This window comes from Azorhizobium sp. AG788 (assembly GCF_004364705.1).
GTDB lineage: Bacteria > Pseudomonadota > Alphaproteobacteria > Rhizobiales > Xanthobacteraceae > Azorhizobium > Azorhizobium caulinodans.
Map to the genome: position 1 here is coordinate 1 of NZ_SOBM01000008.1, position 26,059 is coordinate 26,059.

Below are 26,059 nucleotides of genomic sequence, written 5' to 3' on the forward strand. Positions count from 1 at the left end.
GTCAGGGTGGTGGAGATGTTCCAGTAGGCGGCGCCGTCAGCGGCAGAATTGATCTTCTTGCCGGTGGAGACGCGGTCGTTGGTGGTGTTGAGGCTATCGTTGATGGAGCGCAGGGTCGCGAGAGCAACGCTGGCGGCATTGTTGGTGATGATGCTGGTCATGACTGATGTCCCATCATTGGAAAGAGCGATGATGTCGGGACATACCGGGCTGATACCGGCAATGGCAGGGCGGCTTCATGCCTTTGATCGAGGGTCAGCCAGTGGCACACCCGGCTCTTCTTGGAAGAGCAATCAACCTGTCATTACCCAATCATCATACCCAGCAAGCTTGCGCGAGGCTAGTACCTCCGCGGAGGAAAATTCGCCGCAGGCCGAATACGGTGCGGGACCCAGCATTTGCCTTTCGACATATCATCAGTCGGACTGAATTTACTGTCACGCCGACTTGCCCGGCGCTGGCCACGTCCGTCCGCCGCATCTCAGGTCCGGAATAATGATCACCTACTTATTCCACGATATGGTCCGATCCGGACCGGACCACGCGCCGTCCTGGCCTGCGAGACATTTGGCGTGAAATGTCCGCATTTGGGCCGTACGGGCCATTGGCGGCAATGCCACAGGGGCTAAGATCCATGACGCTTCCCCAACGAGGATTGCCGAAAATGTCCGATCCCGCCGCTCTTCTGGTCATCGATGCGCAGGAGTCCTTCCGCCACCGCCCCTACTTCCGCGCCGATGAGCTGGATGCCTATGTGTCCCGCCAGCAGGCGCTGATCGACGGGGCACAAGCCGCGGGCCTGCCCGTCATCCAGATTTTCCACGTGGAAGACGCCGGTCCCTTCTCCGAGGCCTCCGGCTTTGTCACGGCCCTCGATCCGCTGCGCGTGGAGGCGAGCGCCGTCTTCCGCAAGCGCCGCCACAGCGCGCTGGTGGGCACCGGCCTCGATGTCTGGCTGACAAGCCACGGCATCCGGCGGATCATCGTCTCCGGCATCCGCACCGAGCAGTGCTGCGAGACTACCACGCGCCATGCTTCCGACCTCGGCTATGCGGTGGACTACGTCACCGAGGCCACCCTCACCTTCCCCATGACCGACCGCACCGGCCGGGACTGGAGCGCGGCCGACATCCGCGCCCGCACGGAACTCGTGCTCGATGGACGCTTCGCGCGGATCGCCAGCGTTGCGGAGGCTCTCGCCGGCCGCGCGTCGCGGCAGGCGGCATGAGCACCCGGCGCCCCGCACGGATCACTCCGGTCCTCGCGGTGGTGCCGCCGCGGGCGCTCCTGCTCGACCTTGCGGGCCCCATCGAAGTCCTGCGCCAGGCCAATCAGGCGCAGGACGACGTGCGGTTCGACGTGACGTACGTGGGTCCATCCGAGCAGGTGCACAGCTCCATCGGGCTGCCGCTCGCCGGCATTCGTCCCCTGCCCCGCTCGGTGCCGGACGGCGCGCTCGTCCTCGTCTCGGGGTCCGTGGAGACGCCGCTCGGCTCTCCATCCTCGACGGCAGCACAGGACGAGGCGGACGCAGCGTCCATCGTCGCGTGGCTGCGCACGGCCATCCGCCCGCAGGTGCGTCTCGCCACCATCTGCTCGGGCGCGCTGCTGGCCGCCCGCGCCGGGCTTTTGGACGGCTATGACTGCACCACCCATTTCGGAACGCTGGCACAGCTCGCCGCCCTCGCCCCACACGCCCGTGTCCGGGAGAACCGACTCTATGTGGAGGATCGCGACCGCCTGACCAGCGCCGGCGTCACCGCCGGCATCGATCTCATGCTCGCCTTCGTGGCGCGCGAGGTCGGCCACGCGACGGCCGTCGCCGCGGCCCGCATGCTGGTGGTCTATCTGCGGCGCGGCGGCGGCGACCCGCAGTTGTCTCCCTGGCTCGAGGGACGCAACCATATCCATCCGGCCATCCATAGAGCGCAGGATGCGGTGGGTGCCGATCCCGCCCGCGACTGGTCCGTCGAGGCGATGGCCGACGTGGCCGGCACCAGCCCGCGCAACCTCTCGCGCCTGTTCAACGAACATGCGGGCATGAGCGTCACGGAATATGTGAACCGCATGCGCATTGCGCTCGCCCGCGACATGGTGGTGCATTCGCGTCTCGACATGGACGCCATCGCCGAAAGCTCCGGCTTTTCCTCTGCCCGCCAGTTTCGCCGCGCGTGGAACCGCCTGCAGGCCGTGCCTCCGGGCCAGTTGCGCGCCCAGCTGGCGCAGGGCTGATACGGCCGGTGAGCCGGGCCTCAGCACGTCCTGGGACAGCCGAACGTGCGGCACAGCCATCACATGCCCGCAAAACGTGTAGCGACCGCCCCTTGACGGTGCCCCTTCCCAAGAGGCACCGTGGGCGCCGTCGAGGTTCTCCGCACCGAATCCGGTTGCGGAGCTAAGAGGGAATTCGGTGCGACCTGCTTCCTTTGGGAAGCGCGCCAATGCCGAAGCTGCCCCCGCAACTGTAAGCGGCGAGCAAGGGCCCATTCGCGCCACTGGGAGGGATATCCTGGGAAGGCCGGGCCGTTGCGCTGACCCGTGAGCCAGGAGACCTGCCCCGACGCTGCGTGTCCTCGGGCGGGGTGTCCCGGTGGTCTGTCGAGCCCTCGCTACCGCGGGCGCCCTGCATACCGCCATGCCTCGCCCGCAATCGGGGTTGAGACCTATGGTTCGGATGTGTGCGTGGCACGGAACTTCCCGTCCGTCAGAGTTTTTGCGCGTGCGCCCTTGCAGGGCGCCTTTCCCCATGGCATGTAAAAGATACATTATATCATTTACCATGAGCCGCATGACCACGGATGATCGGGCTCGTGGAGGCCACAAGGGTGGGGGCAGACGTGCTGACCGACGCAGCCGCACGGCGAGAGACATGCAACACGCCAACCGCCTGCCTGCGGCAGCGGTGCTGTTGACGCGCGCGGCCGTCGCCATCCGGCGGCACTGAGCCGGCGACCCTCCTCTTTCCAGGCAAGCTTCCGCAAGCCCACCGCCCGCGTCCACGGACCGCGGGTGCGTGAGGCTTCGCATCTCTTCGCCTGATCGCCACCGCTGACGCCGCGCCCCGCGCGCGGCGAACACCTTCGTCATGCCATTTGCTGACTTTTTGCTCACTTGAAAGGTGACACCATGCCGCCGCGCGCGCACGCCTCCCGGGCCCAAGGGGCCGTCCTCGCCCTCGCCGCCACCCTGCCGCTCGCCGATGCCGCGCGCGCCCAGTCGGCGCCCCCGGAGACCACCACCATCGCGCTGGATACGCTGGACGTGAGCGCACAGCCGCTGGGCGACGGGCTCAATCTGCTCGTGCCCTCCATGACCGGCAGCCGCCTCGACCTGACGCCGCTTCAGACGCCGTCCAGCGTGCAGATCATCCCCGGCGAGATCGCCCGTGAACGCGGCCAATATACGGTGATCGAGGCGGTGACGCAGGATGCCGCTGGCTTCAGCGCCAGCCCCGCGCCGGGCAACGGCGGCACGTCGCTCAGCACCCGCGGCTTCTCCGGCCACGGCTCGGTGATGCAGCTCTATGACGGCACGCGGCTTTACGTGGGCGCGGGAACCGTCACCTTCCCGTTCGACACCTGGTCCGCCGAGCGGATCGAGGTGCTGCGCGGCCCCGCGTCCGTTCTCTATGGCGACGACGCCATCGGCGGCGTGGTCAATGTGGTGCCGCGCAAGCCGGACCCGCTGTCCAGTCATGGCGAGGCCCTGATGGCGGTGGATTCCCTCATGTCGGGCCGGCTGGCGCTCGATGCCACCGGCCCCATCAATGACCGCGTATCCTACCGGTTCGACATCGCCGGCAAACTGTCCGACGGCTGGGTGGACCGGGGCGACAATGGCTCGCTCGCCGTGTCCGCGGCGGTGCGCATCCAGGCGTCGGATACGCTCGTCCTCTCGCTGAGCAATGATTACGGCTATCAGGAGCCGCAGAAATATTTCGGGACGCCGCTCATCAACGGTCAGTTCACGGGGCTGCTGCGCAACCAGAACTACAATGTCGGCGACGCCGCCATCCGCTATTCCGACAACTGGAGCCAGTTCAAGGCCGAATGGGCACCGAGCGATGCGCTGACCGTGCGCTCGACCTTCTATTACCTGATCAGCGACCGGCACTGGCGCGATTCCGAGACCTATGCCTTCCAGCCGGCCACCGGCCTCGTGCGCCGCTCGGACTATATCGAGATCATGCACGACCAGAGCCAGCTCGGGAACCGCACGGACGCCGCCTGGCGCGGCAGCGTCCTCGGCTTCGCGAACGAGGTGGTCGTGGGCTTCGACATCAACAGCATCGACTTCACCCACACCAACAACTCGCCCTATCGCGGCTCCTCGTCCGTGCCCCTCATCGGTTTCAATCCGGGCACGTTCGCGAGCCCCGATCCGACCGTGCCGAAATATCACACGGACACAACGCAGTATTCCCTGTTCGCGGAAGATCGCCTCGTGCTCGACGAGCACTGGTCCATCGTCGGCGGGCTGCGCTGGGAGAACCCGACCATCACCCGCACCAATCTCGTCACCGCGCAGGAGGAGTTCCAGAAGTCCTATTCCGCGGTGACCGGGCGCATCGGCGTCATCTACTCACCGGTTCAGGATCTCTCGCTCTATGCCTCCTACACCACCGGCATCGACCCGGTGGCCGGCCTCATCACGCTCTCGAGTGCCAATGCCAATTTCAACCTGACCACCGCCGAGCAGTATGAGGCGGGCATCAAGCAGGTGTTCTGGGGCGGTCGCGGCGAGTGGACCTTCGCCGTCTACGACATCACGAAATACAACCTGCTGGCCCGCTCTTCCGCCAATTCCCAGGTGACCGAACAGATCGGCCAGCAATCCTCACGCGGCGTCGAGGGTACGGTGTCCGTCTCCTTCCTGGAGAACTGGCGGATCTCGGCCAATCTCGCGCTGCTCGACGCCCGCTATGACAATTACATCACCACGGGCGGCATCAACGCCACCGGCAACACGCCCGTCGGCGTGCCGGAGCAGGTCGGCAATGTCTGGCTTACCTGGAATTTCGCACCCAAGTGGAAGACCTGGGCAGGCCTGCAATATGTGGGGCCGGTGTTCGTGAACGAAGCCAATACCGTCCAGCGGCCGGAGTATTATGTGGTCAATGGCGGGCTCCAGTGGGCCCCCACGCCGGCGGCCAACATCACGCTGCGGGTCTACAACCTGTTCGACGAGACCTATGCGGTGGCCGGAAATACAGGCCAGTGGGTGCTCGGCCAGCCGCGCACGGTGGAACTCTCGTCCAGCGTGCGCTTCTGATGGCACGGGCCCCGTCGCGCGCCCGCGTGTGGAAGGTCGTCCGGTCCTGGCTCTACAAGGTGCACCGATGGGTGGGGATCGCCGCCTGCCTGCTGTTCGCCATGTGGTTCGCCTCCGGTGTGGTGATGATGTACGTGCCCTTCCCGTCGCTGTCCGAACGGGCGCGCCGGGAGGCTCTCCCGCCCATCGACTGGTCGGCTGTGAAGATCACCCCGGCGGAGGTGACGCATGCACTCGGCGCACCACCCCGCGACCTTCTCCTGCACATGCGCGGCACGGAGCCCGTCTATCGGGCGGTGCGGAGCGACGGGACGCTGAGCGTGCTCTCCGCCCGCACCGGCGACATGCTCCCACCGGTGGACGGGCCGCAGGCCCTTGCCCTTGTCCGTGCTGGCCGCGGCGGGGCCGAGGCCCGGCTCGTCGAAACGCTTGCGCGCGATCAATGGACCGTGCCGCAATCCTACGGTCCCCATCGCCCCCTGCATCTGGTGGCGCTGGAGGATGCGGCCGGCACGCGCCTCCACGTCTCCTCCCGGACAGGCGAGATCGTGCTGCGCACGACGCGGGCCGAACGCTTCTGGAACTGGCTCGGCGCCGTCCCGCACTGGATCTATGTCACGCCCCTGCGCCAGAACGGGACGCTCTGGGCCAATGTGGTGCTCTGGATCTCCGGCCTGTCCTTGGCGGTCGCCGTGACCGGCCTCTGGATCGGCCTGCTGCGGGCAAAGCTCGGGCGGACGCGCTATGCGGGCGGGCGGGTGTCCCCCTATCGCGGCTGGATGCTCTGGCATCACATGGCGGGGCTGGCGGGCGGCCTCGCCGTTCTCACCTTTCTCTTCTCAGGCTGGATGTCGCTCAATCCGGGCAACGCCTTCGCCCGTTCGCCCTTATCACCGGCGCAGATGGCGGCATTCGAGGGGGCAGACGGCCGGACCTTTCCGGGCGATCCTGCACAGATCACACCGCGTACGCTGCCGCAGGCCGTCGAGGCGCGGGTGACGTGGTTCGCCGGCCGGCCCCTCGTGCTGCTGGCCGATGGCCGCTCGCGCCTCGCTTTGGTGGATGCCGAAGGCAGTCCGGTTGTGCTCTCGGATGCCGACATTGCAGCGGCCGCGCCTCTCCTGCGGCCCGGCACACCGATCCTTCAGGTGACGCGCCTCACCGAAGCGGACGCCTATTGGTACAGCCACCACCGCGAGAGGCCGCTGCCCGTGGTGCGTATCGTGTTCGGCGACGCGCAGCAAAGCTGGGTGCACGTGGACCCGGCAACCGGACGGATCGTCGGCAGCAGCACCGCCAGCCTGCGGCTGTACCGCTGGCTCTATAACGGGCTGCACAGCCTCGACCTGCCGCTGCTTCTGCGCCATCGCCCGGTCTGGGACGGGGTGATGCTGGTGCTCTGCGCCGCCGGGATGATCATCAGCGTCAGCGGCATTGTCATCGGCTGGCGCCGGCTCACCCGCCGCAAGCCTGCCGCGCGGCGGCCGGAAGCCGGCTCGGCAAGCTGAGGCTTCACTATTTCGCGCTGGAGCCCGCCGGGCCGTGTGAAAGTTCCAAGCATCATGTGATGCGACAAGAAGGCTCGTGCAAACGGCGGCAGTTTGCGCGGGCTGGCACGGCCCCGAGGTTGCAACCGAAGGGCTCCGGCACGGGTTGCCAGAGCGCCCGGACCTCTGCCCGCTCATTCGCGCCGGGTGCGCCTGGCGCTTTCCGACGAGCACCAAAACCAATGACCGCAAGTGCCAACTCAGGATCCGTCGCGACGGATCTCATGCCGAAGGAGCTGAACCGCTCCGCAGACGTCCCCACACCGGACGCCGTTTCGGCCCCCAGCCGACGCGACGTTCTCGGCCTTGCCGCCGGTGCGGGCCTCGCGCTCACACTCGGCTCCATGCCGGCCTTTGCTGCCGGTCCCTCTTCCCCCACTTCAGCCAACGGACATACCGCCATGCCCAGCGTGACCACCAAGGACGGCGTCGAGATCTTCTACAAGGACTGGGGTCCGAAGGAGGCCCAGCCGATCGTGTTCCACCACGGCTGGCCGCTCTCGTCCGACGACTGGGACGCCCAGATGCTGTTCTTCGTCAGCAAGGGTTTCCGCGTCGTGGCCCATGACCGCCGCGGCCACGGCCGCTCCAGCCAGGTGAGCTATGGCCACGACATGGACCATTACGCCGCCGACGCCTTCGCCGTCGTCGAGCACCTCAACCTGAAGAATGCCGTCCATATCGGCCATTCCACCGGCGGCGGTGAAGTCGCCCGCTATGTGGCCAAGCACGGACAGCCGGCCGGCCGCGTCGCCAAGGCGGTGCTGGTCTCCGCCGTGCCCCCGCTGATGCTGAAGACCGCCGCCAACCCGGAAGGCCTGCCGCTCGAAGTGTTCGACGGCTTCCGCAAGGCGACCGCCGAGAACCGCGCCCAGTTCTTCCTCGACGTGCCCACCGGCCCGTTCTACGGCTTCAACCGTCCGAACGCGAAGGTCTATCCGGGCGTGATCCAGAACTGGTGGCGTCAGGGCATGATGGGCAGCGCCCTCGCCCATTACGAAGGCATCAAGGCCTTCTCCGAGACCGACCAGACCGAGGACCTCAAGACCATCACGGTCCCGACCCTCGTGCTGCACGGCGAAGACGACCAGATCGTTCCGATCGCGGACTCGGCCATGAAGTCCATCAAGCTGCTGAAGCACGGCACGCTGAAGACCTACCCCGGCTATTCGCACGGCATGCTGACCGTCGATGCGGACGTGCTGAACGCCGACATCCTCGCCTTCATCAAGGCGTGAGGCCACAGGCTCCGGCGCGCAAAGCCGGAGCCACTTCCTCGCGGCAGCTTTTGACATCGACACCCGCGTGCCCGACCGGCGCGCGGGTGTCGTGCTGTCTGGAGCCCGGCGTCCGGCTTCAGCCCCCGACGAGCGTGCGGTGCGCGTCCGCGAGTTCGCCGAGGGTGCGGAAATGGAAATCCACCTGCGGCTGTCGCTCGGTCGGCAGCGTCGCCCCGCTGCCCGACTGTCCAAATCGCCGGTCGATCCAGGCCCGCGCCAGCCCGGCCCGCTCCGCCGGCACATGGTCGTGATGCAGGCTCTGAGCCGTGTGCAGCACCTGCCCCGGCTTCACGCCCAGTTCGGCCTCAAGATGTGCGAGCAGAAACGCGAAATTGCGATCGTCCGGCTTGTATGAGCCGATGTCCTCGGCCGTGTAGATGGCATCAAACGCCACGCCCAGCTTGCGATTGCTGGCGGCAAAGCTGGTGCGATCCACGTTGGAGAGGATGACCAGCTTGTAATGGCGCTTCAGGTAGGCGAGCGCCGCGGCCGAGTCGGGAAAGGTCGGCCAGTCCGGCACCGAAGCTCCGAACCGCTCATGCAGGTCCGCATGGACATGGAGGCCCCAGACGCGGGCGAGGCGGGCATGGACGACAGCCAGCAGCGCCGAATAGCGCAGGGACGGCGTCTCGATCTCCTGTTCCGTCTCGTGCCTGGCGAAGGTCTCCAGCGCCTCCTCCCGGCCGATGGTCAGGCGCCCCTCGCTCAGCAGCGGCTGGAGGGCATTCCAGATGCCGGTCTCCCAGTCGATCAGCGTGCCGTAGCAATCAAAGGTGAGCGTGGTGAAGTCGGTCAGTTGCATGGATCAGGCCTCAGGGCGCACCGGCGCCGGTCTGTGCCTTCCTTAGCCGAAGCGGCTCACGGAGGGATGAGCCGAACCTGCGGACGGCTTGTCCAAACCTGCGGTGGGCTCACTTGCCGGTTCAAGCTGTCCGGCCGGCGGCGCGGAAGACGGACGGCGTCACGCCGAAGCGGCGCTTGAACTGGCGGTTGAAGGACGAGGCGTTCTGGTAGCCGAGCCGATAGGCGATCTCCGCGACCGGCTCGTCCGTCGACGCCAGCAGATCCGCCGCCCGCTCGAAGCTGTGCGCGAGCTGATACTGCTTCGGCGACTGCCCGGTGGTGGCGCGGAACACGGCGTGGAACTGGCTCTGGCCGAGCCCTGCCCCCTCCGCCATCTCGGCTACGGGCACCCGCTGGCCGGCAATGCAGCCTTTGGCAAACTCGGTCACCCGCGCGGCGGCATCGCGCCGATGTCCCGGCCGCGGCGCAACGAGGCGGAGGCCCGCCAGCGCCAGCGGCGCCGCGTCCCGCGCCCGCCGCGCATTCTGCCCAATCTCGGCACCGAGCAGATGGAACAGGCGCCAGGCGAAGGGATCGAGCCGGGAGACCAGCGGGACGCGTGTATCCACCAGCCGGGGCGCTGCTTCGGCAAGGGCGGCCCGCTCCACATCCAGCACCATCAGGCTGCAATCGCGGCTTGGCGCGAAATCATGGGCATGAAGGCTCGGGATGACCGCGACACACTGGCTCGCGACCACATCCACCTGCCCTTCCACGTCCAGCTGCATGGCCCCACGCATGGGGACGAGCACCTGCACATAATCGTGCGTGTGGCGCCCGGCACCGCTGTAGGAGCGAATCTCAAGCTGGATGGACATGGAACGACCTAGCCTGCACCTCAGGCGGAAGCGCCCAGTCTAGAACAGGCACGGGCCGCCACAAGCGGCCCGTTTCAGCTCAGTAGATGCCGACGGTTCCGCCGGGACGGATCGTCATGGGCTCGCCCGGAACCGTGGCGGACGCCGGCGACGGCGCAGGCGCCGGACGCGTGGCGACAGCGGGCTTCGCCTGACCCGCCGGCGTGTTCTGGGCCGTCTGCTTCGGCTTCTTGCGCTGCTGCACCGCGCCGGGAGGCGCCGCGGCCACGACGGGCTTGGGCGGGGCCGGCTTGTTCATGGCAATGAGTTCGGAAACCGTGACGAACTTGTAGCCCTTGGCCAGCAGCGTATCGATCACGCGCGGCATGGCGGCCACCGTGGTCGGATGGATATCGTGCGACAGGATGATGGCGCCGGGCCGGACCTGCTTCATGATCTGGTCGTAGACGCTCTGCGAATCGCGGATCTTCCAGTCCAGCGGGTCCACCGACCAGAAGATCAGGCTGAGGCCGTACTTCTGTTCAATATGGGCTTCCAGGGACTTGGTCATGGCGCCATAGGGCGGGCGCAGATAGATGGGACGACGGCCCGTCACGTTGAAGATGGCGTCGGACGTATCCTCAAGCTGCTTGTCCGCGGCCGCGACCGGAATCTTCGGCAGTTGCGGGTGGTTCCAGGAATGGCTGCCGATCTCGTTGCCTCCGGCCGCCACCGCGCGCACCACCTCGGGGTTCGCGGCGACATTCTGGCCGAGCATGAAGAAGGTCGCCTTGATGTGGCGCTCTTCGAGAATCTTCAGCAGCTTCGGCGTCGTCTCCGGGCTCGGGCCGTCGTCGAAGGTCAGGGCGATATAGGGCCCGTCCACATTGGCCTGGCGATAGGCCGCAGGTCCCTTGGGCGCGGACGCCTCGACGGGCGGCGGCGCGCTCGGGCCGAGCATGGCGACCGGGTTCGGATTCGCCGCACCGGGCGGGAAGGCCGAGGAGAAGAAGGGGTTGCTGGAGGCGTCGCTGGAGATGGGGAGCTTGGCCGGAACATTGGCCTGCGCCACCTGCACCGCGCCCGTGGCGGGAGCCGAAATAGTGGGCACGGGCTTGGATACGGCGGCTGTCGCGGACTCGGACGACGACATCAACATGGGTCCGAACACGAACCCGAGGCCAAGGACGGCCGCTGCCCCGGCGGCAGACGCTGCGACGATGACTTTCACGGCCAGACCTTGCACCCGTTGAACGATGATTGCCGCCAGTTTCAGCCCAACAGAGTGGAGAAAGTGTGAAGCCGTGGCTCCATCCAGCCCGAAAGCGCAGATTGCGGCGATCAACCCCAAGTAGTTTCTTACGCCTTTGCGCGGGCGCGCGCCAGCGCGGCGCCACGCGATGGCCGCATGGCTGACGGTGTGTCCATGCAGGATCAGGATTATTTGCGGGATCACCCGGCAGCGACCGACGGTAAAAGGCCGCAACGCCCCCTGCTCAGGCAAAGCTGCTCAGGAAGCTGTCTGCCAGTGCAAGCGTGCCGTCGGTATAGGCCGCACCCAGGCTCTGGGCGGTCGGAGTCTCGCTGTGCGACGCGATCCAGGCGGTGAGCAGGATGCGCCGCAGCATGACGAACAGGTCGAGCTGGCGCACCTGCTCCGCCGAAAGCCGCGCGCGTTGGCCATAGCCCTCGATCCAGGCCACCTTGAGTTCCGGAATGAAGGGCTCATGCTCGATGAAGCTGACGGCTGCGGCGAAATCATAGAGGAACCAGGAGAAGCCGCAGTCATCGAAATCGATGAGGGTGAGGCGGTCGCCGTCCACCAGCAGATTGGCCAGCCGCAGGTCCGCATGGATGAGGCCAAACGCCTCCGGCCCCTCCCCGAGGTCTGCGCACGCCCGCCCCACCACATCCACCGTCCGCTGCAGCAGGGCCCGCCCCGGTGCCTCCAACCCCAGCGCCGCGCGCCAGTCGCCCCACAGCGGGGCCTCACCGAGCGTGGACGCGAAATTCCAGCGCTTGCGCGCGAAGTCCGTGGGGCGCCGCCACCGCCGCGCCTGATCGTGCAGCACGGCATGGATGCGCCCGAGTTCCCGGAACCAGGGCGCCAGGGCGGCGCCGGCAACCGGCTCCTGTCCGGGAATGAAGTCGAAGGCGACCACATGGCGCGGCACCCCGCGATCGTCGATATCCGCGATCAAGGAGCCATCGAGCTGGCGAATGGGATGGGGCGTGGCGACGAGCCCTTCGGCCCGCAGGGCGTCAAGCCAGGCCAGTTCCGACGCGATTTCGGCACGGGTGTGATAGCCGGGCCGATGCACCCGGAACACCATGGCGTTCGCGCCCGGCACCTCGACCTTGAAGGTCGCATTCTCGGAGATGGCCAGAAGTTCCGGCGCGCAGCCCGGGCTCAGGCCCCAGCGCGGCAGCGCGCGGGAGAGCGCATCCTGCAATCTGGCAATGAAACCGCTGTCGTACACCCTCGTCCCCACGGCCGCCCACGGCAGTGCGCCGATGGATTCGCTCGGGCGTGTTTTGCCACGAGAGCCCGCCAACCGGGAGAGGTGCCGGCGCTGGTGTGGGCCGACACACAAGCGCCCGCGCAATCGCCGGACGAACCGTCAGTGTTTCACGGCGGCTTCCGAGCGGTGGCTGACCGCCTGCTCGCGGTGCGAGAGCTGAAGATCGAAAGAGGCCTCGAGCACAGCCATGTCGAGCAGATAGACCAGCGTCTGGCCGCCGTGGCGGGTGGCCAGCGCCCGCAGGCGCAACAGTTCATCCCTGAGATAAGCGGCATCGTCCATCGGAACCTGACCCTGCATCACGTTTCCCCATGCTTTGATGCCGTTATATCGCGCTCCGGCAGGACCCAAGAATGGGGATGCTTCCATTCGGCCAAATATAAGCATCCCATTTGATGCCCCGAGCCGCCTCCGCGCCGAAAATACCGCAGAACAAGCATAATACTTTCGTTCGACGCGCAACACGACCGCTCGGCATACCGCCGAAGACCTCAAGCAACGATCCTTGAATTTCAACGGGACGGAATTGTGATCTCGGCAGGCCCTTTTTCCGGCACAGGAAAAGACAACACACGTTGATCAATTGTACATACGAGAGCTTCTCGCGCCCAACGTGCATCCAGTCGGCAAAGCATCCCCGCCAATCTGGCGCGATTCGGCACACGATGGAGATGGATCAGGACAATCCGGGGATGGCCATGCCTTCATGGCCGCAGGCGCGGGCCGTCAGCGATAGAGACTGAGAATGCGGCGATCACGAACCCGAAATGACCCCCGTTAGCAGCAGAGAGAAGAGTGTGGACTTCGATCTCGCCCGGCTCAAAGCAACCGTGAGCGCCGGCTGGTTGGCCAAACAAAAACGCCCGCCAAGAAAGCCTGCGACGCCAGCGCATTGGGGGACCGCGATCAGCGCCACCTTGGGATGTTCCCCCAACGCCAGCCGCAGTCCGAGCGTCCGGTGCGCGGCGAGGTCACGCATCAGCACATCCGACAGCGGCTTGATCCCCTCCCCAGCGTCCGCGCCGCTCGTCCGTGCCTCTCCCCCGTCTCGCCCCGTGAATCCTCCGTTTCCTCGGCCAGCGGCTCCTCGTCCTCCGACCGGATAAACCCGCGCTCCACGCGCGCCCTGCCGTCGCGGCTCAACACCACGAGGACGCCACCGGCGGCGATCTGCTCGGGGTCTTAGGCGTAACGCACGGCAACGATACGCGCGATCTCCGCTTCCAGCTCGCCGGACTGCCGGTCCACACTCGTCCGGAAGCTCGTCACTGCGACACCCGGCTTCGATGGCCGCTATCACCCCAAGGTGGACCTTTGCGTCAATTGAGCGGCCCGAAAGGGTGAATGACCACGTCTAGGGGTGAATCCACAGACCGAAAGGCGAAAACGCGCCCGGCGAGCAGACCAGACCTCCAACATCCCGCACCATTCATTTCCTTTTGCATTGCAGCATGTTGTGCGGATTAGGCGCCGCACCGCAACAAGGAACAACTTTCTTGAAATTTTCGTTTTTCGCGCACTATGAAATTTTGATGAAAGGTGATTAATGTCATTGCAGACAGTTGCACAATGGTGCGGCAACAGGGGAGCGGCGGCGACGTGAGCAGCCCGTTCGACATTCTGGTGGTGGGTGGCGGCATCAACGGCGCCGGCATTGCCCGCGACGCCGTAGGACGCGGACTGTCCGTGATGATGGTGGAGCAGGACGATCTCGCCGCTCACACCTCCTCCTGGTCCACCAAGCTCATCCATGGCGGCCTGCGCTATCTCGAATATTACGAGTTCCGGCTGGTGCGCGAGGCGCTGCTGGAGCGTGAGCGGCTGCTCGCCATGGCACCGCACATCATCCGTCCGCTGCGCTTCGTTCTGCCGCACGACGTCTCCATCCGCCCGGCCTGGCTCGTGCGGCTGGGTCTGTTCTTTTACGACCACCTTGCCCCTCGCAAGCGCCTGCCCGGCTGCGAACGGATCAACCTCGCCAGCGACCGGCGCGGTGCACCGCTGAAGCCGCTGACCAAGGTCGGCTTTGAATATTCCGACTGCGCGGTGGATGACGCCCGCCTCGTCGTGCTCAACGCGCTCGATGCAAAGGAGCGCGGCGCGATCGTCGAAGTGGGCACCCGCCTCGAGAGCGCCCGGCGCGAGGGTAAGCTGTGGGTGGCGACCCTCAAGGACGCCAGCGGCGCGACACGCGAGGTCCGCGCCAAGGTGCTCGTCAATGCCGCCGGGCCGTGGGTGGCGGATGTTCTCAACCATCGCCTCGGGCTCAACACCTCCAAGGGCGTGCGGCTGGTCAAGGGCAGCCATATCGTGGTGCCCCGCCTCTATGAGGGCACGCAGGCCTATATCCTGCAAAATCCCGACAAGCGCATCATCTTCGCCATCCCCTATCAGGACGATCTGACACTGATCGGCACGACGGACGTGCCCTACACGGGCGCGCCGCAGGATGTCGCCATCTCCGATGACGAGACGGACTATCTGATCTCCTCGATCAACCACTGGTTCAAGCGCGAGATCTCGCGCACCGATATCGTGTGGGACTATTCCGGCGTGCGGCCGCTGTTCGACGACGGCTCCATCAATGCCTCCGCCGTCACGCGCGATTATGTGTTCGATATCGATGCGCCGGAGGGCCAGGCACCGCTGCTCTCGGTGTTCGGCGGCAAGCTCACCACCTATCGCAAGCTCGCCGAGCATGTGATGCGCGATCTCGCCCCGCACATTCCGGGCCTCAAGCCCGCCTGGACGGCGGAGGGGACGCTGCCCGGCGGCGACATTCCCGATGGCGATGCCGACCGCTATGCCGCCGACCTCCTGAAGCGTAAGCCCTTCCTCGGCGCTGATCGCGCCCGGCGGCTGGTGCACACCTACGGCACGCGGGTGGAAGCCATCGCGGGCGGCGCCCGCTCGGCCGAGGACCTCGGCCGCGACTTCGGCGGCGGGCTGACCGAAGCGGAGCTGCGCTATCTCAAGAGCGCGGAATGGGCGCGAACCGCCCGCGACGTGCTGTGGCGGCGCACCAAGCTCGGCCTGAAGCTGCCCAAAGAGGCGGCTGCCGAAATCGACGCATTCCTCAACAGCATCTGACGCCGGCCGCACCCAAGACGCGGACGGATGCCGGCAAGGTTAAAACGGGAGGAGACCATGACCAAATACGTGGGCGCCATCGATCAGGGCACGACGAGCACGCGCTTCATCGTGTTCGACCGCAAGGGCCAGATCTTCAGCGTGGCCCAGCGCGAGCATGAGCAGATCTATCCCCGGCCGGGCTGGGTGGAGCACAATGCGGTCGAGATCTGGCTCAACACCCGCACGGTGATCCTGGAGGCCCTCGAGAAGAAGGGTCTCTCCACGTCCGACCTCGCCGCCGTCGGCGTGACCAACCAGCGCGAAACCGCGCTCCTGTGGGACCGCAAGACCGGCGAGCCGCTCTACAACGCCCTCGTCTGGCAGGACACCCGCACCGACCAGCTCGTCGCCCGCTACGCGAAGGAAGGCGGCCAGGACCGACTGCGCGCCAAGACCGGCCTGCCGCTCGCCACCTATTTCTCCGGCCTGAAGCTGCACTGGATCCTCGACAACGTGCCCGGCGCCCGCGCCAAGGCCGAGGCCGGCGACGCGCTGTTCGGCAATATCGATACCTGGCTGCTCTGGAACCTGACCGGCGGCCCGGACGGCGGCATCCACATCACGGACGTCACCAACGCCTCGCGCACCCAGCTGATGGACCTCGAAAAGCTGGCGTGGGACGAGGACATCCTGAAGCTGTTCAACATCCCGGCTGCCTGCCTGCCGCGCATCGTCTCCTCCTCAGAGCGCTACGGCACCGGCAAGGGGCCGCTGGAAGGTGTGACGCTCTCCGGCATCCTCGGCGACCAGCAGGCGGCCCTGTTCGGCCAGGCCTGCCTGCATCCGGGCGAAGCCAAGAACACCTACGGCACCGGCAACTTCATGCTGATGAACACCGGTGAGAAGCCCTTCCCCTCCACCTGCGGTCTCATCACGACGGTGGGCTACAAGCTCGGCGATGCGAAGGCGGTCTATGCGCTGGAAGGTTCCATCGCCATCACCGGCGCCCTGGTGCAGTGGCTGCGCGACAACCTCGGCATCATCAAGAACTCGGCCGACATCGAGCCGCTCGCCCGCACGGTCAGCGATAACGGCGACGTCTATTTCGTCCCCGCCTTCTCCGGCCTTTATGCGCCGCGGTGGGATGACAGCGCGCGCGGCGTCGTCTGCGGTCTCACCCGCTTCGCCAACAAGGGCCACATCGCCCGCGCCGCGCTGGAGGCGACCGCCTACCAGACGCGCGAGGTGCTGGAAGCCATGGTGAAGGATTCCAAGGTCGCAATTCGCGAGTTGCGCACCGACGGCGGCATGGTGGTGAATGAACTGCTCATGCAGTTCCAGGCCGATATGGTGAACGTGCCGGTCGTCCGCCCCAAGGTCATCGAGACCACGGCGCTGGGCGCCGCTTATGCGGCGGGCCTTGCCGTCGGCTACTGGGCGTCCACCGACGACATCACCCAGAACTGGGGTGTCGACCGGCGCTGGCACCCGCACATGGCTGCGGAGCAGCGCGAACACCTGTATGGCTCGTGGAACAAGGCCGTTGAGCGCTCCCTCGGTTGGGCGCGCTGACGGTGTAAGGTGTCCCGTGCCGGCGGCTGGCAAAGCAGCCTCCGGCACGGTCTGAGGCGCGATCCGAAGGGAGTATTCACCTCGTCCGCAGTCGCGCCCTCTTGATGGCAGAGACCGCATGGCCGATGGGTCCGCGACGCGCGCGCATCGGCTCATGCTCTTGAACAATCAATCAAGAATGGGTTCTGGAGACGTCCCATGCACACCCCCTTTACCGGCGAGCTGCTCGGCACGCTCGTTCTCATCCTGCTCGGCGATGGCGTCGTGGCGGGCGTATTGCTCAACCACTCCAAGGCCCAGAATTCGGGCTGGATCGTCATCACCGCCGGCTGGGCCTTCGCAGTGATGGCCGGTGTTTTCACCTCGGCCGCCACCGGCAGCCCGGATGCGCACCTCAACCCCGCCGTGACGCTCGGCTTTGCCATCGTGTCCGGCGATTATTCGAAGCTCGCGGTCTATATCCCCGCCCAGCTCATCGGCGCCTTCCTCGGGGCCACGTTGGTGTGGCTCCAGTATCTGCCGCACTGGTCGAAGACACCCGATCAGGGCCTGAAGCTCGCCATTTTCTGCACCGGCCCGGCCATCCGCAACGCGCCTGCCAACCTCATCAGCGAGATCATCGGCACGGTGGTCCTGCTGTTCGTCATCGCCGCCATCTTCTCGAAGCCGGTGATGGGCGCGGGCATTCCATCGACGCTTGGCCCCTACATGGTCGGCATCCTCGTGTGGGCCATCGGCCTCTCGCTTGGCGGCACCACGGGCTACGCCATCAACCCGGCCCGCGACCTCGGCCCGCGCATCGCCCATGCGGTGCTCCCTGTGGCCGGCAAGGGCGGCTCGGACTGGGGCTACTCCTGGATCCCCGTGGTCGGCCCGCTCGCTGGCGCCGTGGTGGCCGGCCTCCTCATCAAGGCGTTCATCTGACGCCATCCGCCGCGTTTTGAAGTTACAGCAGCCCCCGGCCCAAAAGCCGGGGGTTTTCTGTTTCGGCCCCCACCTCACCTTGCGGCAGGGCACCGGGGACTTGGCAGCAGCACTCCAGCGGCATTTTCGGACCGCCTTTCGATAAGAAGACAAATTTTTACAAATTACATCCAGGACGGGTTAGGCATCAGGCACTCACTCCAGCCCGCCGAATAGGCATAAACCTTTAGCTTCACGTTATAATTCCTGCCGGAAAGGCCCATAGAAGCCGTGCACCCACCTGAAAGGTTGGCACAAGCTTGTCATGCCCAGAATGCCGCAGAATTCCCTGGGGCTTTTGGCATGACCATCACCATCCGGACGGCACTTGTTTCCCTGTTCTGCGTCATGAGCGCAGTCATCATCGTAATGTGCGGCCTCACGCTCTCCACCGCGAAGCGCAATTACGATGGCGCGAAGGAGGCGGCCAGTCTCGCCTCCGTCGAAATGGACATTCTCCAGGCCCTTTCGGTCTTCCGCCTGGAACGCGGGTCCATGGTCACGCTGCTGACGGTGGAGGGTGCCTACACGCCCGCCCAGCAGGAGCAGATGAACCAGCGCCGTCAGATCGCCGCCAAGGCGATGACCGCGGCTGCGCCCAAGATCGACGCTCTGACCCATCAGAAGCTCCTCGCCATCGGCAAGGATCTCAAGAGCCAGTTCGCCAACATGGACCGCCTGCGGGAAGCCGCCGACCGTGACCTGCCGCGTCCCCTGGCGCAGCGCGAGGCCGGCCTCTCCAAGCGGATCAACGACGACGGCGGCCGCCTGATGACCACCATGGAGAAGTTCCTGGACACGGCGGAAGACGGCATCCGCGCGAACGATCCGACACTCTCCCAGTTCATCCTCTCCCGCACCATGGCGTGGGACGTGCGCAGCTATGTGGGCACGATCAACGGCATCCTGAACACCGTCGTCGGCGCAGAGCGCCCGTTCAAGCCGGAGGAAGACCGCACGGTCACCGACCTCGACGGCCGCGTGACCGCCGCCTGGAAGCCGGTGCTCGACGTTGCGGACAATGACGATACTTCGCCAGACCTGAAGAAGGCGATCCAGATCGCGCAGGAGACCTATTTCGGCGGCTCGTTCAAGAAGTTGCGCGACGACATCCTGTCCAACCTGCGCAGCGGCAAGCCTGCCGGTGTGGCCCTCAACGCCTGGCGCGACGCCAGCCAGACGCAGAACACCTTCTCCGACGTCGCCATGGTCTCCATCAAGTCGATCGTGGAAGCGGCGAATGCGCGGGAGGCGACCGCCTTCCGCAACCTGCTCACCTACAGCGCCATCCTCGTGTTCGCCGTCGCTCTCACGGTGGTCGGCCTTCTGGTGGTGCTGCGGCGCGTCACGGGACCCATCAGCCGCCTGACGCATGTCATGACGGACGTCGCCGGCGGCGACCTCGAGGTGGAAATCCCCGGCACCCAGCGGCACGACGAGATCGGCGCCATGGCCAAGGCGCTGATGGTGTTCAAGGAGAGCCTCGTGCGCAACCGCGGCATGGAGGCCGAAGCCGCCCGCCAGCGGACCGAGGCCGAGCTGGAGCGCAAGCGCATGATGCAGAACCTCGCGGGCGAATTCGAGCGCGAGGTGGGCGGCATCGTCGGGACCGTGGCCTCCTCCTCCCAGCAGCTTCAGCAGACCGCCGGCCGCATGGCGAAGGCCGCCGAGAAGACCTCCAGCCAGTCCACCGCCGTCGCGGCAGCCGCCGAGGAGGCTTCCACCAACGTGGTCATGGTCGCTTCCTCCGCCGAGGAACTGGGGTCCTCCGTGGACGAGATCGGCCGTCAGGTGCTGCAGTCGGCGGAAATGTCGAAGGTCGCCGTTGCGGAAGCGGAGAAGACCGGGACGGTCATTCAGGACCTGGCCCAGGCGGCCGGCCGCATCGGCGCCGTGGTGGGCCTCATCTCCTCGATTGCCGAGCAGACCAACCTGCTCGCCCTCAACGCCACCATCGAGGCCGCACGTGCGGGTGATGCCGGCAAGGGCTTCGCGGTGGTCGCGTCCGAGGTGAAGGCGCTGGCCACGCAGACGGCCAAGGCCACCGAAGAGATCGAGAGCCAGATCGGCGCCATCCAGGCCACCACCCAACAGGCGGTGACGGTTATCGAGGGTGTCGGACTCCAGATCCGCAAGATGAGCGATGTCGCTGCCAGCATTTCCGCTGCCGTGGAAGAGCAGGGCGTCGCGACCCGCGAGATCGTGCGTAACGTAGACCAGGCGGCCACCGGCACGAACACCGTCACCTCCCACATCGCGGACGTCGCCAAGACGGCGGACGAGACGGGAGAGGCGGCGGGACAGGTGCTCCAGGCCTCGACCGCGCTTACCGATCAGGCCAAGCGCCTGGAGGCCCAGATGCAGCAGTTCCTCGCCACGGTCCGGGCCAGCTGACCCGCATCCTCGAGGACGAGTGCAAAGCCCCGACCATCGGTCGGGGCTTTTGTTTTTCAAGCTTGGTCTGCTGAGTGGACGCGCCCGAGCGGCGAACCTTCTGCACGGGGTTGGCGGCGCATGTTTCGAGGCGCCATTCCGCCTGCCAGACCGCCGCTGTGATAATTTCCATTTAAATAATTGACTATATCGTTTTTAACGGCATTTTGGGGTGAAACGGAGTGCCCCATGAGCAACCTCACCCCTCCTCCGCCCCACATGTTCTGGTTCATCCCGACCCATGGCGATGGCAGCTATCTCGGCTCGGAGACGCGGCAGCGCCCGCCGGAGTTCGGCTATTTTCGGGAAGTCGCAACGGCGGTGGATCGGCTCGGCTTTGAAGGCGTGCTGCTGCCGACCGGCCAGAGTTGCGAGGATTCATGGATCACGGCCGCCGGCCTCGCCACTGCAACGGAGCGCCTGCGCTTTCTGGTCGCCCTGCGGCCGGGCGTCACCACGCCGGTCTTTGCCGCCCGCCAGACGGCTGCCCTCGACCGCCTCAGCGACGGGCGCCTGCTGCTCAACCTTGTGGTGGGCGGACATCCGGGCGAGCTGGCGGCCGACGGTGTCTTCCTTGGCCATGACGAGCGCTATGCGCAGAGCGCCGAATTCGTCGCCATCTGGCGCGCCTTGGTGCGCGGCGAGACGGTGAACCATGAAGGGCGCTATTACCGTGTGGAGAACGGACGCCTCGATTTCCCGGTCGTGCAGGAGCACCTGCCACTCTATTTCGGCGGCTCTTCCGATGCCGGGCTCAATGTGGCCGCCGAGCATGTGGACCTTTATCTGAGCTGGGGCGAGCCGCCCGCCCTGCTGGCGGAGAAGATTGCCGCTGCGCGCGCCCGTGCAGCCGCCCGGGGGCGCACGCTGCGCTTCGGCATCCGCCTGCACTTCATCGTCCGTGAGACCGATAGCGAAGCGTGGGCGGCGGCCGACCGGCTCATCAGCCAGGTCTCGGACGCGCAGATCGCCAACGCCCAGAAGCGTTTCAAGGAAGAGATGGATTCCGTCGGACAGGCGCGCATGGCCGCGCTGCACGACGGCCGCCGCGACCGTCTGGAGGTGGCGCCCAACCTGTGGGCCGGCGTCGGACTGGTACGCCGGGGCGCCGGCACCGCCCTTGTAGGCGATCCGCAGACCATTGCCGCGCGCATCCGCGAGTATCAGGCCATCGGCGTCGACACCTTCATCGGCTCGGGCTACCCGCACCTCGAGGAAGCCTACCGGGTCGCGGAACTGCTCTTCCCCGCCCTCGGCATCGATGGCCGCCGCCGCGGCGTGCGGACGCAGATCGTCAATGAATTCGCCGTGGGCAGCCACGGACCAGCCGCAACCGCCACGATCCGCGCTGCGGAATGATGGTGGGAAGACATCTGGAGTTCGCAATGTTCAAAAAAGGTCTGGCCGCTTCCCTGATCGCGGCGGTGCTCGGCACCAGCGCTCCTGCCTTCGCCGAAGGCACGATCCGCATCGTGGAGCAGTTCGGCACGCTCTACACGCCTTTCCACGTGATGAAAGCCCAGAAGCTCATTGAGAAGCACGGGCAGGCCCTCGGCCTCGACATCAAGGTGGACTGGGCCAAGCTCTCCGGCGGTTCGGCCGTGAATGACGCCTTGCTTTCCGGCAATGTGGACGTGGCGGCGGCCGGTATCGGCCCCTTCCTCACCCTGTGGGACCGCACGCGCGGCAGCGCCAACGAGGTGAAGATCATCGGCGCGCTGGGCGCACAACCGAACTATCTCGTCACCAACAATCCCAACGTGAGGACGCTGAAGGACTTCACCAAGGCCGACAAGATCGCCCTTCCGGCAGTGGGCGTGTCGGTGCAGGCCCGCATCCTGCAGATGGCGGCGCAGCAGGCCTTCGGTCCGGGCAAGGAGAAGTCGCTCGACGACCTCACCATCACCCTGCCCCACCCGGACGCGACGGCCGCCCTGCTCTCCGGCTCCACGGAAATCACCGCCCATGTGTCCAACCAGCCCTATCAGGATCAGGCCCTGAAGGATCCCAAGGTCCACAAGGTGTTTTCCTCCTATGACGTGCTGGGCGGGCCCGTGACGCCCACCTTCGTTTACAGCACCGTCCGCTTCAAGACGCAGAACCCCAAGACCTACAAGGCCTTCTTCGACGCCTTCCGGGAAGCGACCGCATGGGTGGATGCGCACAAGGCGGAAGCGGCCGCCATCTATGTGAAGACCGAGAATTCCAAGCTCGATCCGGCCTTCGTCACCGAGGTGCTGTCCGACCCGCAGGTGAAATACACGCTCACCCCACTCGGCTCGCAGAAGTTCGCGGACTTCCTTGCGCAGATCAGCGCGATCAAGAACCGCCCGGCGAGCTGGAAGGACTACACCTTCGACGATCTGCACAACGATCAGGGGAGCTGAACGATGCCCGCCCTCGCCCCCCTCTTAGATGCGGCGCCCCCGGTCCTGGAGGCGCGGCGCCTGACACTCGACTATGTGACGGAGGCGGGCAGCGTCCGCGCCGTGGAGAATGTCGATTTCAGCGTCGGTGCGGGCGAGCGGCTGGTGCTGCTTGGGCCTTCGGGGTGCGGCAAGTCCTCCATCCTCAAGGCTCTGGCCGGCTTCATTCCGGCCACCTCCGGCACGGTGCTGGTGCGCGGGCGCCCCGTCACCGGGCCAGGACCTGACCGCATCGTGGTGTTCCAGGAGTTCGACCAGCTCCTGCCTTGGAAGACCGTGCGGGACAATGTCGCCTTCCCGCTGCGCATCGCGCGCAAGCTGTCTCGCCGCGAAGCGGAGGCGCGGGCGGAAGGCGCCATCGCCCGTGTGGGGCTCACCCGGGCCCTTGATGCCTTTCCCCATGCTCTGTCGGGCGGCATGAAGCAGCGCGTCGCCATTGCCCGCGCGCTCGCCACCGATCCGGACGTGCTGCTGATGGACGAGCCCTTCGCGGCGCTCGATGCCCTCACCCGCCGCCAGTTGCAGGAAGACCTGCTTAAGCTCGCGGACGAACTCGGCTTCACCCTCGTCTTCGTCACCCACGCCATCGACGAGGCGGTGCTGATCGGCACCCGCCTGCACCTGCTGAGCCCCCATCCCGGCCGGACGCTGACCACGCGCGATACTGCCCATCTGGGCCTGGCCGACATGGGCACCCCGGCTTTCGAAAGCCTCACCCTCGAGGTCCACACTTTGCTGTTCGGAAGCGAGCGCGGCCATGTCTGAAGTCGAACTGACCACGCTGCGGCCGCGACCGCTTCCTCGGCCGAGCCTCTCCGTCTCCCGCCTCTGGCGGCACACGGGCGTGCGCCGGATCGTCATCCTCGCCCTGCTGGCGCTGATCTGGCAGGCGGCGGCGCTCTGGCAGAACAACCCGCTGCTCTTCCCGACCTTCACCGACACCGTGAAAGCCTTCGTCGAGGCCACGACCTCGGAAGGCATGCTGTGGTCTGCGCTCGCCTCCCTCACGGTGCTGCTCAAGGGCTACGCCATTGCCATCGCTCTGGCGCTGGCCATCGTCTCGGGCGCCGTCGCCATCCCCTTCCTACGCGACGTGCTCCAGACGCTGACCTCCATGTTCAACCCATTGCCGGCCATTGCCCTGTTGCCGCTGGCCATGATGTGGCTCGGCCTCGGCGAGCCGGCGCTGCTGCTCGTGCTGGTGCATGCCGTGCTCTGGCCCTTTGCGCTCGCGACCCTCTCGGGCTTCGAACAGGTGCCGGAAACCCAGCGGCTCGTGGGCCGCAATTACGGGCTTCGGGGCCCGGCCTATGTGGTCCACATCCTGCTGCCGGCGGCTCTGCCCTCCATCCTCTCCGGCCTCAAGATCGGCTGGGCCTTTGCCTGGCGCACGCTGATTGCGGCCGAACTCGTCTTCGGCGTCAGCTCGAGCCAGGGGGGCCTTGGCTGGTTCATTTACCGGAACCGCAATGAACTGCTGACCGACCGGGTCTTCGCGGGCCTTGCAACGGTGATCCTCATCGGCCTCGTCGTGGAGATGGTGGTGTTCCGCTTCATCGAGCGGCGAACGGTGGTCCGCTGGGGCGTCCAGCACTGACGGCGTGCAGGCGCGCACGCCGGCCGCATGGAACGCACAACCGGATCGAGCGGGTTGTACGCGCCGAATGGCTCTAGCTTCGCGCCAGAACGGATGCGCTTGTCCTTGCGGCATATAGCTCGCAATTTTAAACGGAGGTCAGTGCTTACCCCCAAGGGCATGACTCCGCCGCGCCGTGACCCAGACACCGCCTTCCCAACCGGACCAACTGCCGAAGGACGCAGTTCCTCCTTCGGCGACCCGCTGGATCATTCCCGGTGGGCTGCTGATCGTTCTGCTGGTCGCCGTCCTCACGACGGTGAGCCTTTGGGAGGCCCGGCAAAATGCGCTCGGAAACGAGCAGCGCCAGATCGGCGACCTCGTCCTGATCACCAGCCAGGACATTCAGCGCCATTATGAACTGTATGACCTCCTGCTCCGGGAGGCGGCCGCCCAGATCGTGGATCTGCCACCGTCCCGCGGCACAGGTGCGCCCGCCAACATCATCCGGCGGACCATGGACGCGAGCCGCATCCCGGCGGAGATGATCCTCATCTCGGAATCCGGAAAGCTGGTCGCCAGTTCCCGGCATCCCACCAATGGCGAGCAGGCGGCCGACCGCGACTATTTCATCATCCAGCGCGACCAGCCGGCGACCGGGCTTTACCTCAGTCGCCCCTTCCGGAACCGGCTTGATCAGGAGCCCTGCGTGGCGCTGTCCCGCCGCCTCACGGACAGCCATGGCAATTTCGCCGGCATTCTCGCCATCCTCGTGCCCCTTCAGAGCGTGCGCGAGATGTTCGCCAGCCTCACCCGCCACCGGAGCGACGCGATCAGCCTGATCCGGCTCGATGGCACCATCCTCGTCCGCCAGCCCGATCTCGGCTCGTTCGGCGGGTTCGGGCTCAACGTCTTCGGCCGACCGAACTTCCAGCGCATGGCGACAGCGCCGCAGGGCAGCTTCACCAGCACCTCCGAAATCGATCGGGTCAAGCGCTACTACGTTTTCTCACGCGTGGGCGACCTGCCACTTATCGTGGTGGTCGGTGTCGGCATGGACGCTGTCACCGCCCCCTGGCAGGCCCAATGGCTCGCCGGGGCGGCGACCTCGGTGGTCCTCTGCCTCCTGATCCTCGGCGCGGCTGTGGCCCTCCGGCGGGAAATGCTGCGGCGCTTTGAAATCGAGCAGGAATTTCTCCGCCTGTCCCAGACCGACAGTCTGACCGGCCTGCCCAACAGGCGGCATTTCGACGAGTTCGGCCAGCGGGAATGGCAGCGGGCCGCCCGACAGCGCAGTTCCATCGCCGTCCTCATGGTGGACATCGACCATTTCAAACAGGTCAACGACCGTATCGGTCACCCTGGCGGCGACCGGGTGCTGCGGGAGGTCTCCGACATCATCCGCGCCAGCCTCCATCGGCCGGGCGACTTCGCGGGGCGCTACGGCGGGGAGGAGTTCGCCATCATCCTGCCGGAGACGGACGCCCCCGCTGCAGCGCATGTGGCCGAGCGCATTCGCGCAGCCATTGAGGCGAATACCGCCGAGGGCGTCGCGCCCGTCACCGTCAGCATTGGCCTTGCCGCGGCCCTCGCCGCGCCCAAGGGCACGCTCGCGGAGATGATGATCGCGGCCGATCACGCCCTCTATCGCGCCAAGGAGACGGGCCGGAACCGGGTCGTGAGCAGCCACGTCGCCCGCAACGACAATCTGCGCCCGCTCGCCTGCTGAGCCGGCGCAGAAAAGCCGCGTGCTCGAC

20 protein-coding genes, 1 pseudogene and 1 riboswitch are annotated in these 26,059 nt (G+C 66.4%); of the genes and pseudogenes, 14 read left to right on the plus strand and 7 right to left on the minus strand.

What is annotated here, in order from left to right; all coding sequences use genetic code 11:
- Positions 1-161: pseudogene (locus tag DFO45_RS20105) on the minus strand (flagellin); the annotation flags it as partial.
- 503 nt (positions 162-664) lie between these two features.
- Here DFO45_RS20105 and DFO45_RS20110 point away from each other — a divergent pair.
- From DFO45_RS20110 to DFO45_RS20130, 5 genes are all read left to right on the plus strand, one after another.
- Complete coding sequence (locus DFO45_RS20110; RefSeq protein WP_133866255.1) at positions 665-1,228, plus strand: isochorismatase family protein; 564 nt, start codon at positions 665-667, stop codon at positions 1,226-1,228.
- Positions 1,225-2,232 carry a helix-turn-helix domain-containing protein gene (locus tag DFO45_RS20115; RefSeq protein ID WP_133866256.1) on the plus strand — a complete coding sequence of 336 codons (1,008 nt, stop codon included), beginning with the start codon at positions 1,225-1,227 and terminating at the stop codon, positions 2,230-2,232. The genes DFO45_RS20110 and DFO45_RS20115 overlap by 4 nt, the downstream gene beginning before the upstream one ends.
- A gap of 116 nt (positions 2,233-2,348) precedes the next feature.
- Positions 2,349-2,575, plus strand: a riboswitch (cobalamin riboswitch).
- 551 nt (positions 2,576-3,126) lie between these two features.
- Positions 3,127-5,271 carry a TonB-dependent siderophore receptor gene (locus tag DFO45_RS20120; RefSeq protein WP_133866257.1) on the plus strand — a complete coding sequence of 715 codons (2,145 nt, stop codon included), beginning with the start codon at positions 3,127-3,129 and terminating at the stop codon, positions 5,269-5,271.
- A complete protein-coding gene (locus DFO45_RS20125; RefSeq protein ID WP_133866258.1) occupies positions 5,271-6,779 on the plus strand; it encodes a PepSY domain-containing protein in 1,509 nt (502 codons plus the stop codon). Before DFO45_RS20120 ends, DFO45_RS20125 begins: the two co-directional genes overlap by 1 nt.
- A gap of 263 nt (positions 6,780-7,042) precedes the next feature.
- On the plus strand, positions 7,043-8,056 hold the full coding sequence (locus DFO45_RS20130; RefSeq protein WP_043879375.1) for an alpha/beta hydrolase: 1,014 nt from the start codon (positions 7,043-7,045) through the stop codon (positions 8,054-8,056).
- A gap of 118 nt (positions 8,057-8,174) precedes the next feature.
- Here the strand turns inward: DFO45_RS20130 and DFO45_RS20135 are convergent, their stop codons facing one another.
- The 6 genes from DFO45_RS20135 to DFO45_RS20160 all read right to left on the minus strand — a co-directional run bounded on the left by DFO45_RS20135 (position 8,175) and on the right by DFO45_RS20160 (position 13,239).
- Positions 8,175-8,900: a haloacid dehalogenase type II gene (locus tag DFO45_RS20135; protein WP_133866259.1), complete on the minus strand. Its 726-nt coding sequence runs from the start codon at positions 8,898-8,900 to the stop codon at positions 8,175-8,177.
- Positions 8,901-9,021: 121 nt separating this feature from the next.
- Complete coding sequence (locus DFO45_RS20140; RefSeq protein ID WP_133866260.1) at positions 9,022-9,759, minus strand: AraC family transcriptional regulator; 738 nt, start codon at positions 9,757-9,759, stop codon at positions 9,022-9,024.
- A gap of 79 nt (positions 9,760-9,838) precedes the next feature.
- Positions 9,839-10,891 (minus strand): polysaccharide deacetylase family protein, encoded by a 1,053-nt coding sequence (locus tag DFO45_RS20145; protein ID WP_166657196.1) that lies wholly within the window; start codon positions 10,889-10,891, stop codon positions 9,839-9,841.
- Between the two features lie 343 nt (positions 10,892-11,234).
- Complete coding sequence (locus DFO45_RS20150; RefSeq protein WP_245518197.1) at positions 11,235-12,218, minus strand: phosphotransferase; 984 nt, start codon at positions 12,216-12,218, stop codon at positions 11,235-11,237.
- A gap of 141 nt (positions 12,219-12,359) precedes the next feature.
- Positions 12,360-12,560 carry a hypothetical protein gene (locus DFO45_RS20155; protein WP_043879377.1) on the minus strand — a complete coding sequence of 67 codons (201 nt, stop codon included), beginning with the start codon at positions 12,558-12,560 and terminating at the stop codon, positions 12,360-12,362.
- A 454-nt stretch (positions 12,561-13,014) separates the two neighbouring features.
- The gene (locus tag DFO45_RS20160) at positions 13,015-13,239 is read right to left on the minus strand and encodes a hypothetical protein (RefSeq protein WP_133866263.1); all 225 of its coding nucleotides are present in this window, start codon (positions 13,237-13,239) and stop codon (positions 13,015-13,017) included.
- 620 nt (positions 13,240-13,859) lie between these two features.
- On the opposite strand from DFO45_RS20160, the gene DFO45_RS20165 reads away from it, so the two are divergent.
- From DFO45_RS20165 to DFO45_RS20205, 9 genes are all read left to right on the plus strand, one after another.
- Positions 13,860-15,350, plus strand: coding sequence for a glycerol-3-phosphate dehydrogenase (locus DFO45_RS20165; protein WP_245518198.1), 1,491 nt, complete (start codon positions 13,860-13,862; stop codon positions 15,348-15,350).
- 57 nt (positions 15,351-15,407) lie between these two features.
- Positions 15,408-16,904, plus strand: coding sequence for a glycerol kinase GlpK (glpK, locus tag DFO45_RS20170; protein ID WP_012171234.1), 1,497 nt, complete (start codon positions 15,408-15,410; stop codon positions 16,902-16,904).
- A gap of 198 nt (positions 16,905-17,102) precedes the next feature.
- Complete coding sequence (locus DFO45_RS20175; RefSeq protein ID WP_012171235.1) at positions 17,103-17,828, plus strand: MIP/aquaporin family protein; 726 nt, start codon at positions 17,103-17,105, stop codon at positions 17,826-17,828.
- A 342-nt stretch (positions 17,829-18,170) separates the two neighbouring features.
- On the plus strand, positions 18,171-20,261 hold the full coding sequence (locus DFO45_RS20180; RefSeq protein WP_133866265.1) for a HAMP domain-containing methyl-accepting chemotaxis protein: 2,091 nt from the start codon (positions 18,171-18,173) through the stop codon (positions 20,259-20,261).
- Positions 20,262-20,489: 228 nt separating this feature from the next.
- Positions 20,490-21,659 carry an FMNH2-dependent alkanesulfonate monooxygenase gene (gene ssuD / locus DFO45_RS20185; protein ID WP_133866266.1) on the plus strand — a complete coding sequence of 390 codons (1,170 nt, stop codon included), beginning with the start codon at positions 20,490-20,492 and terminating at the stop codon, positions 21,657-21,659.
- 26 nt (positions 21,660-21,685) lie between these two features.
- The gene (locus DFO45_RS20190) at positions 21,686-22,687 is read left to right on the plus strand and encodes an ABC transporter substrate-binding protein (protein WP_133866267.1); all 1,002 of its coding nucleotides are present in this window, start codon (positions 21,686-21,688) and stop codon (positions 22,685-22,687) included.
- Between the two features lie 3 nt (positions 22,688-22,690).
- Positions 22,691-23,491, plus strand: a complete 801-nt coding sequence (locus DFO45_RS20195) for an ABC transporter ATP-binding protein (RefSeq protein WP_133866268.1) — start codon at positions 22,691-22,693, stop codon at positions 23,489-23,491.
- Positions 23,484-24,323, plus strand: coding sequence for an ABC transporter permease (locus tag DFO45_RS20200; protein WP_133866269.1), 840 nt, complete (start codon positions 23,484-23,486; stop codon positions 24,321-24,323). Before DFO45_RS20195 ends, DFO45_RS20200 begins: the two co-directional genes overlap by 8 nt.
- Positions 24,324-24,498: 175 nt before the next feature.
- The gene (locus DFO45_RS20205) at positions 24,499-26,031 is read left to right on the plus strand and encodes a sensor domain-containing diguanylate cyclase (protein ID WP_133866270.1); all 1,533 of its coding nucleotides are present in this window, start codon (positions 24,499-24,501) and stop codon (positions 26,029-26,031) included.
- The last annotated feature ends 28 nt before the right edge of the window (positions 26,032-26,059 follow it).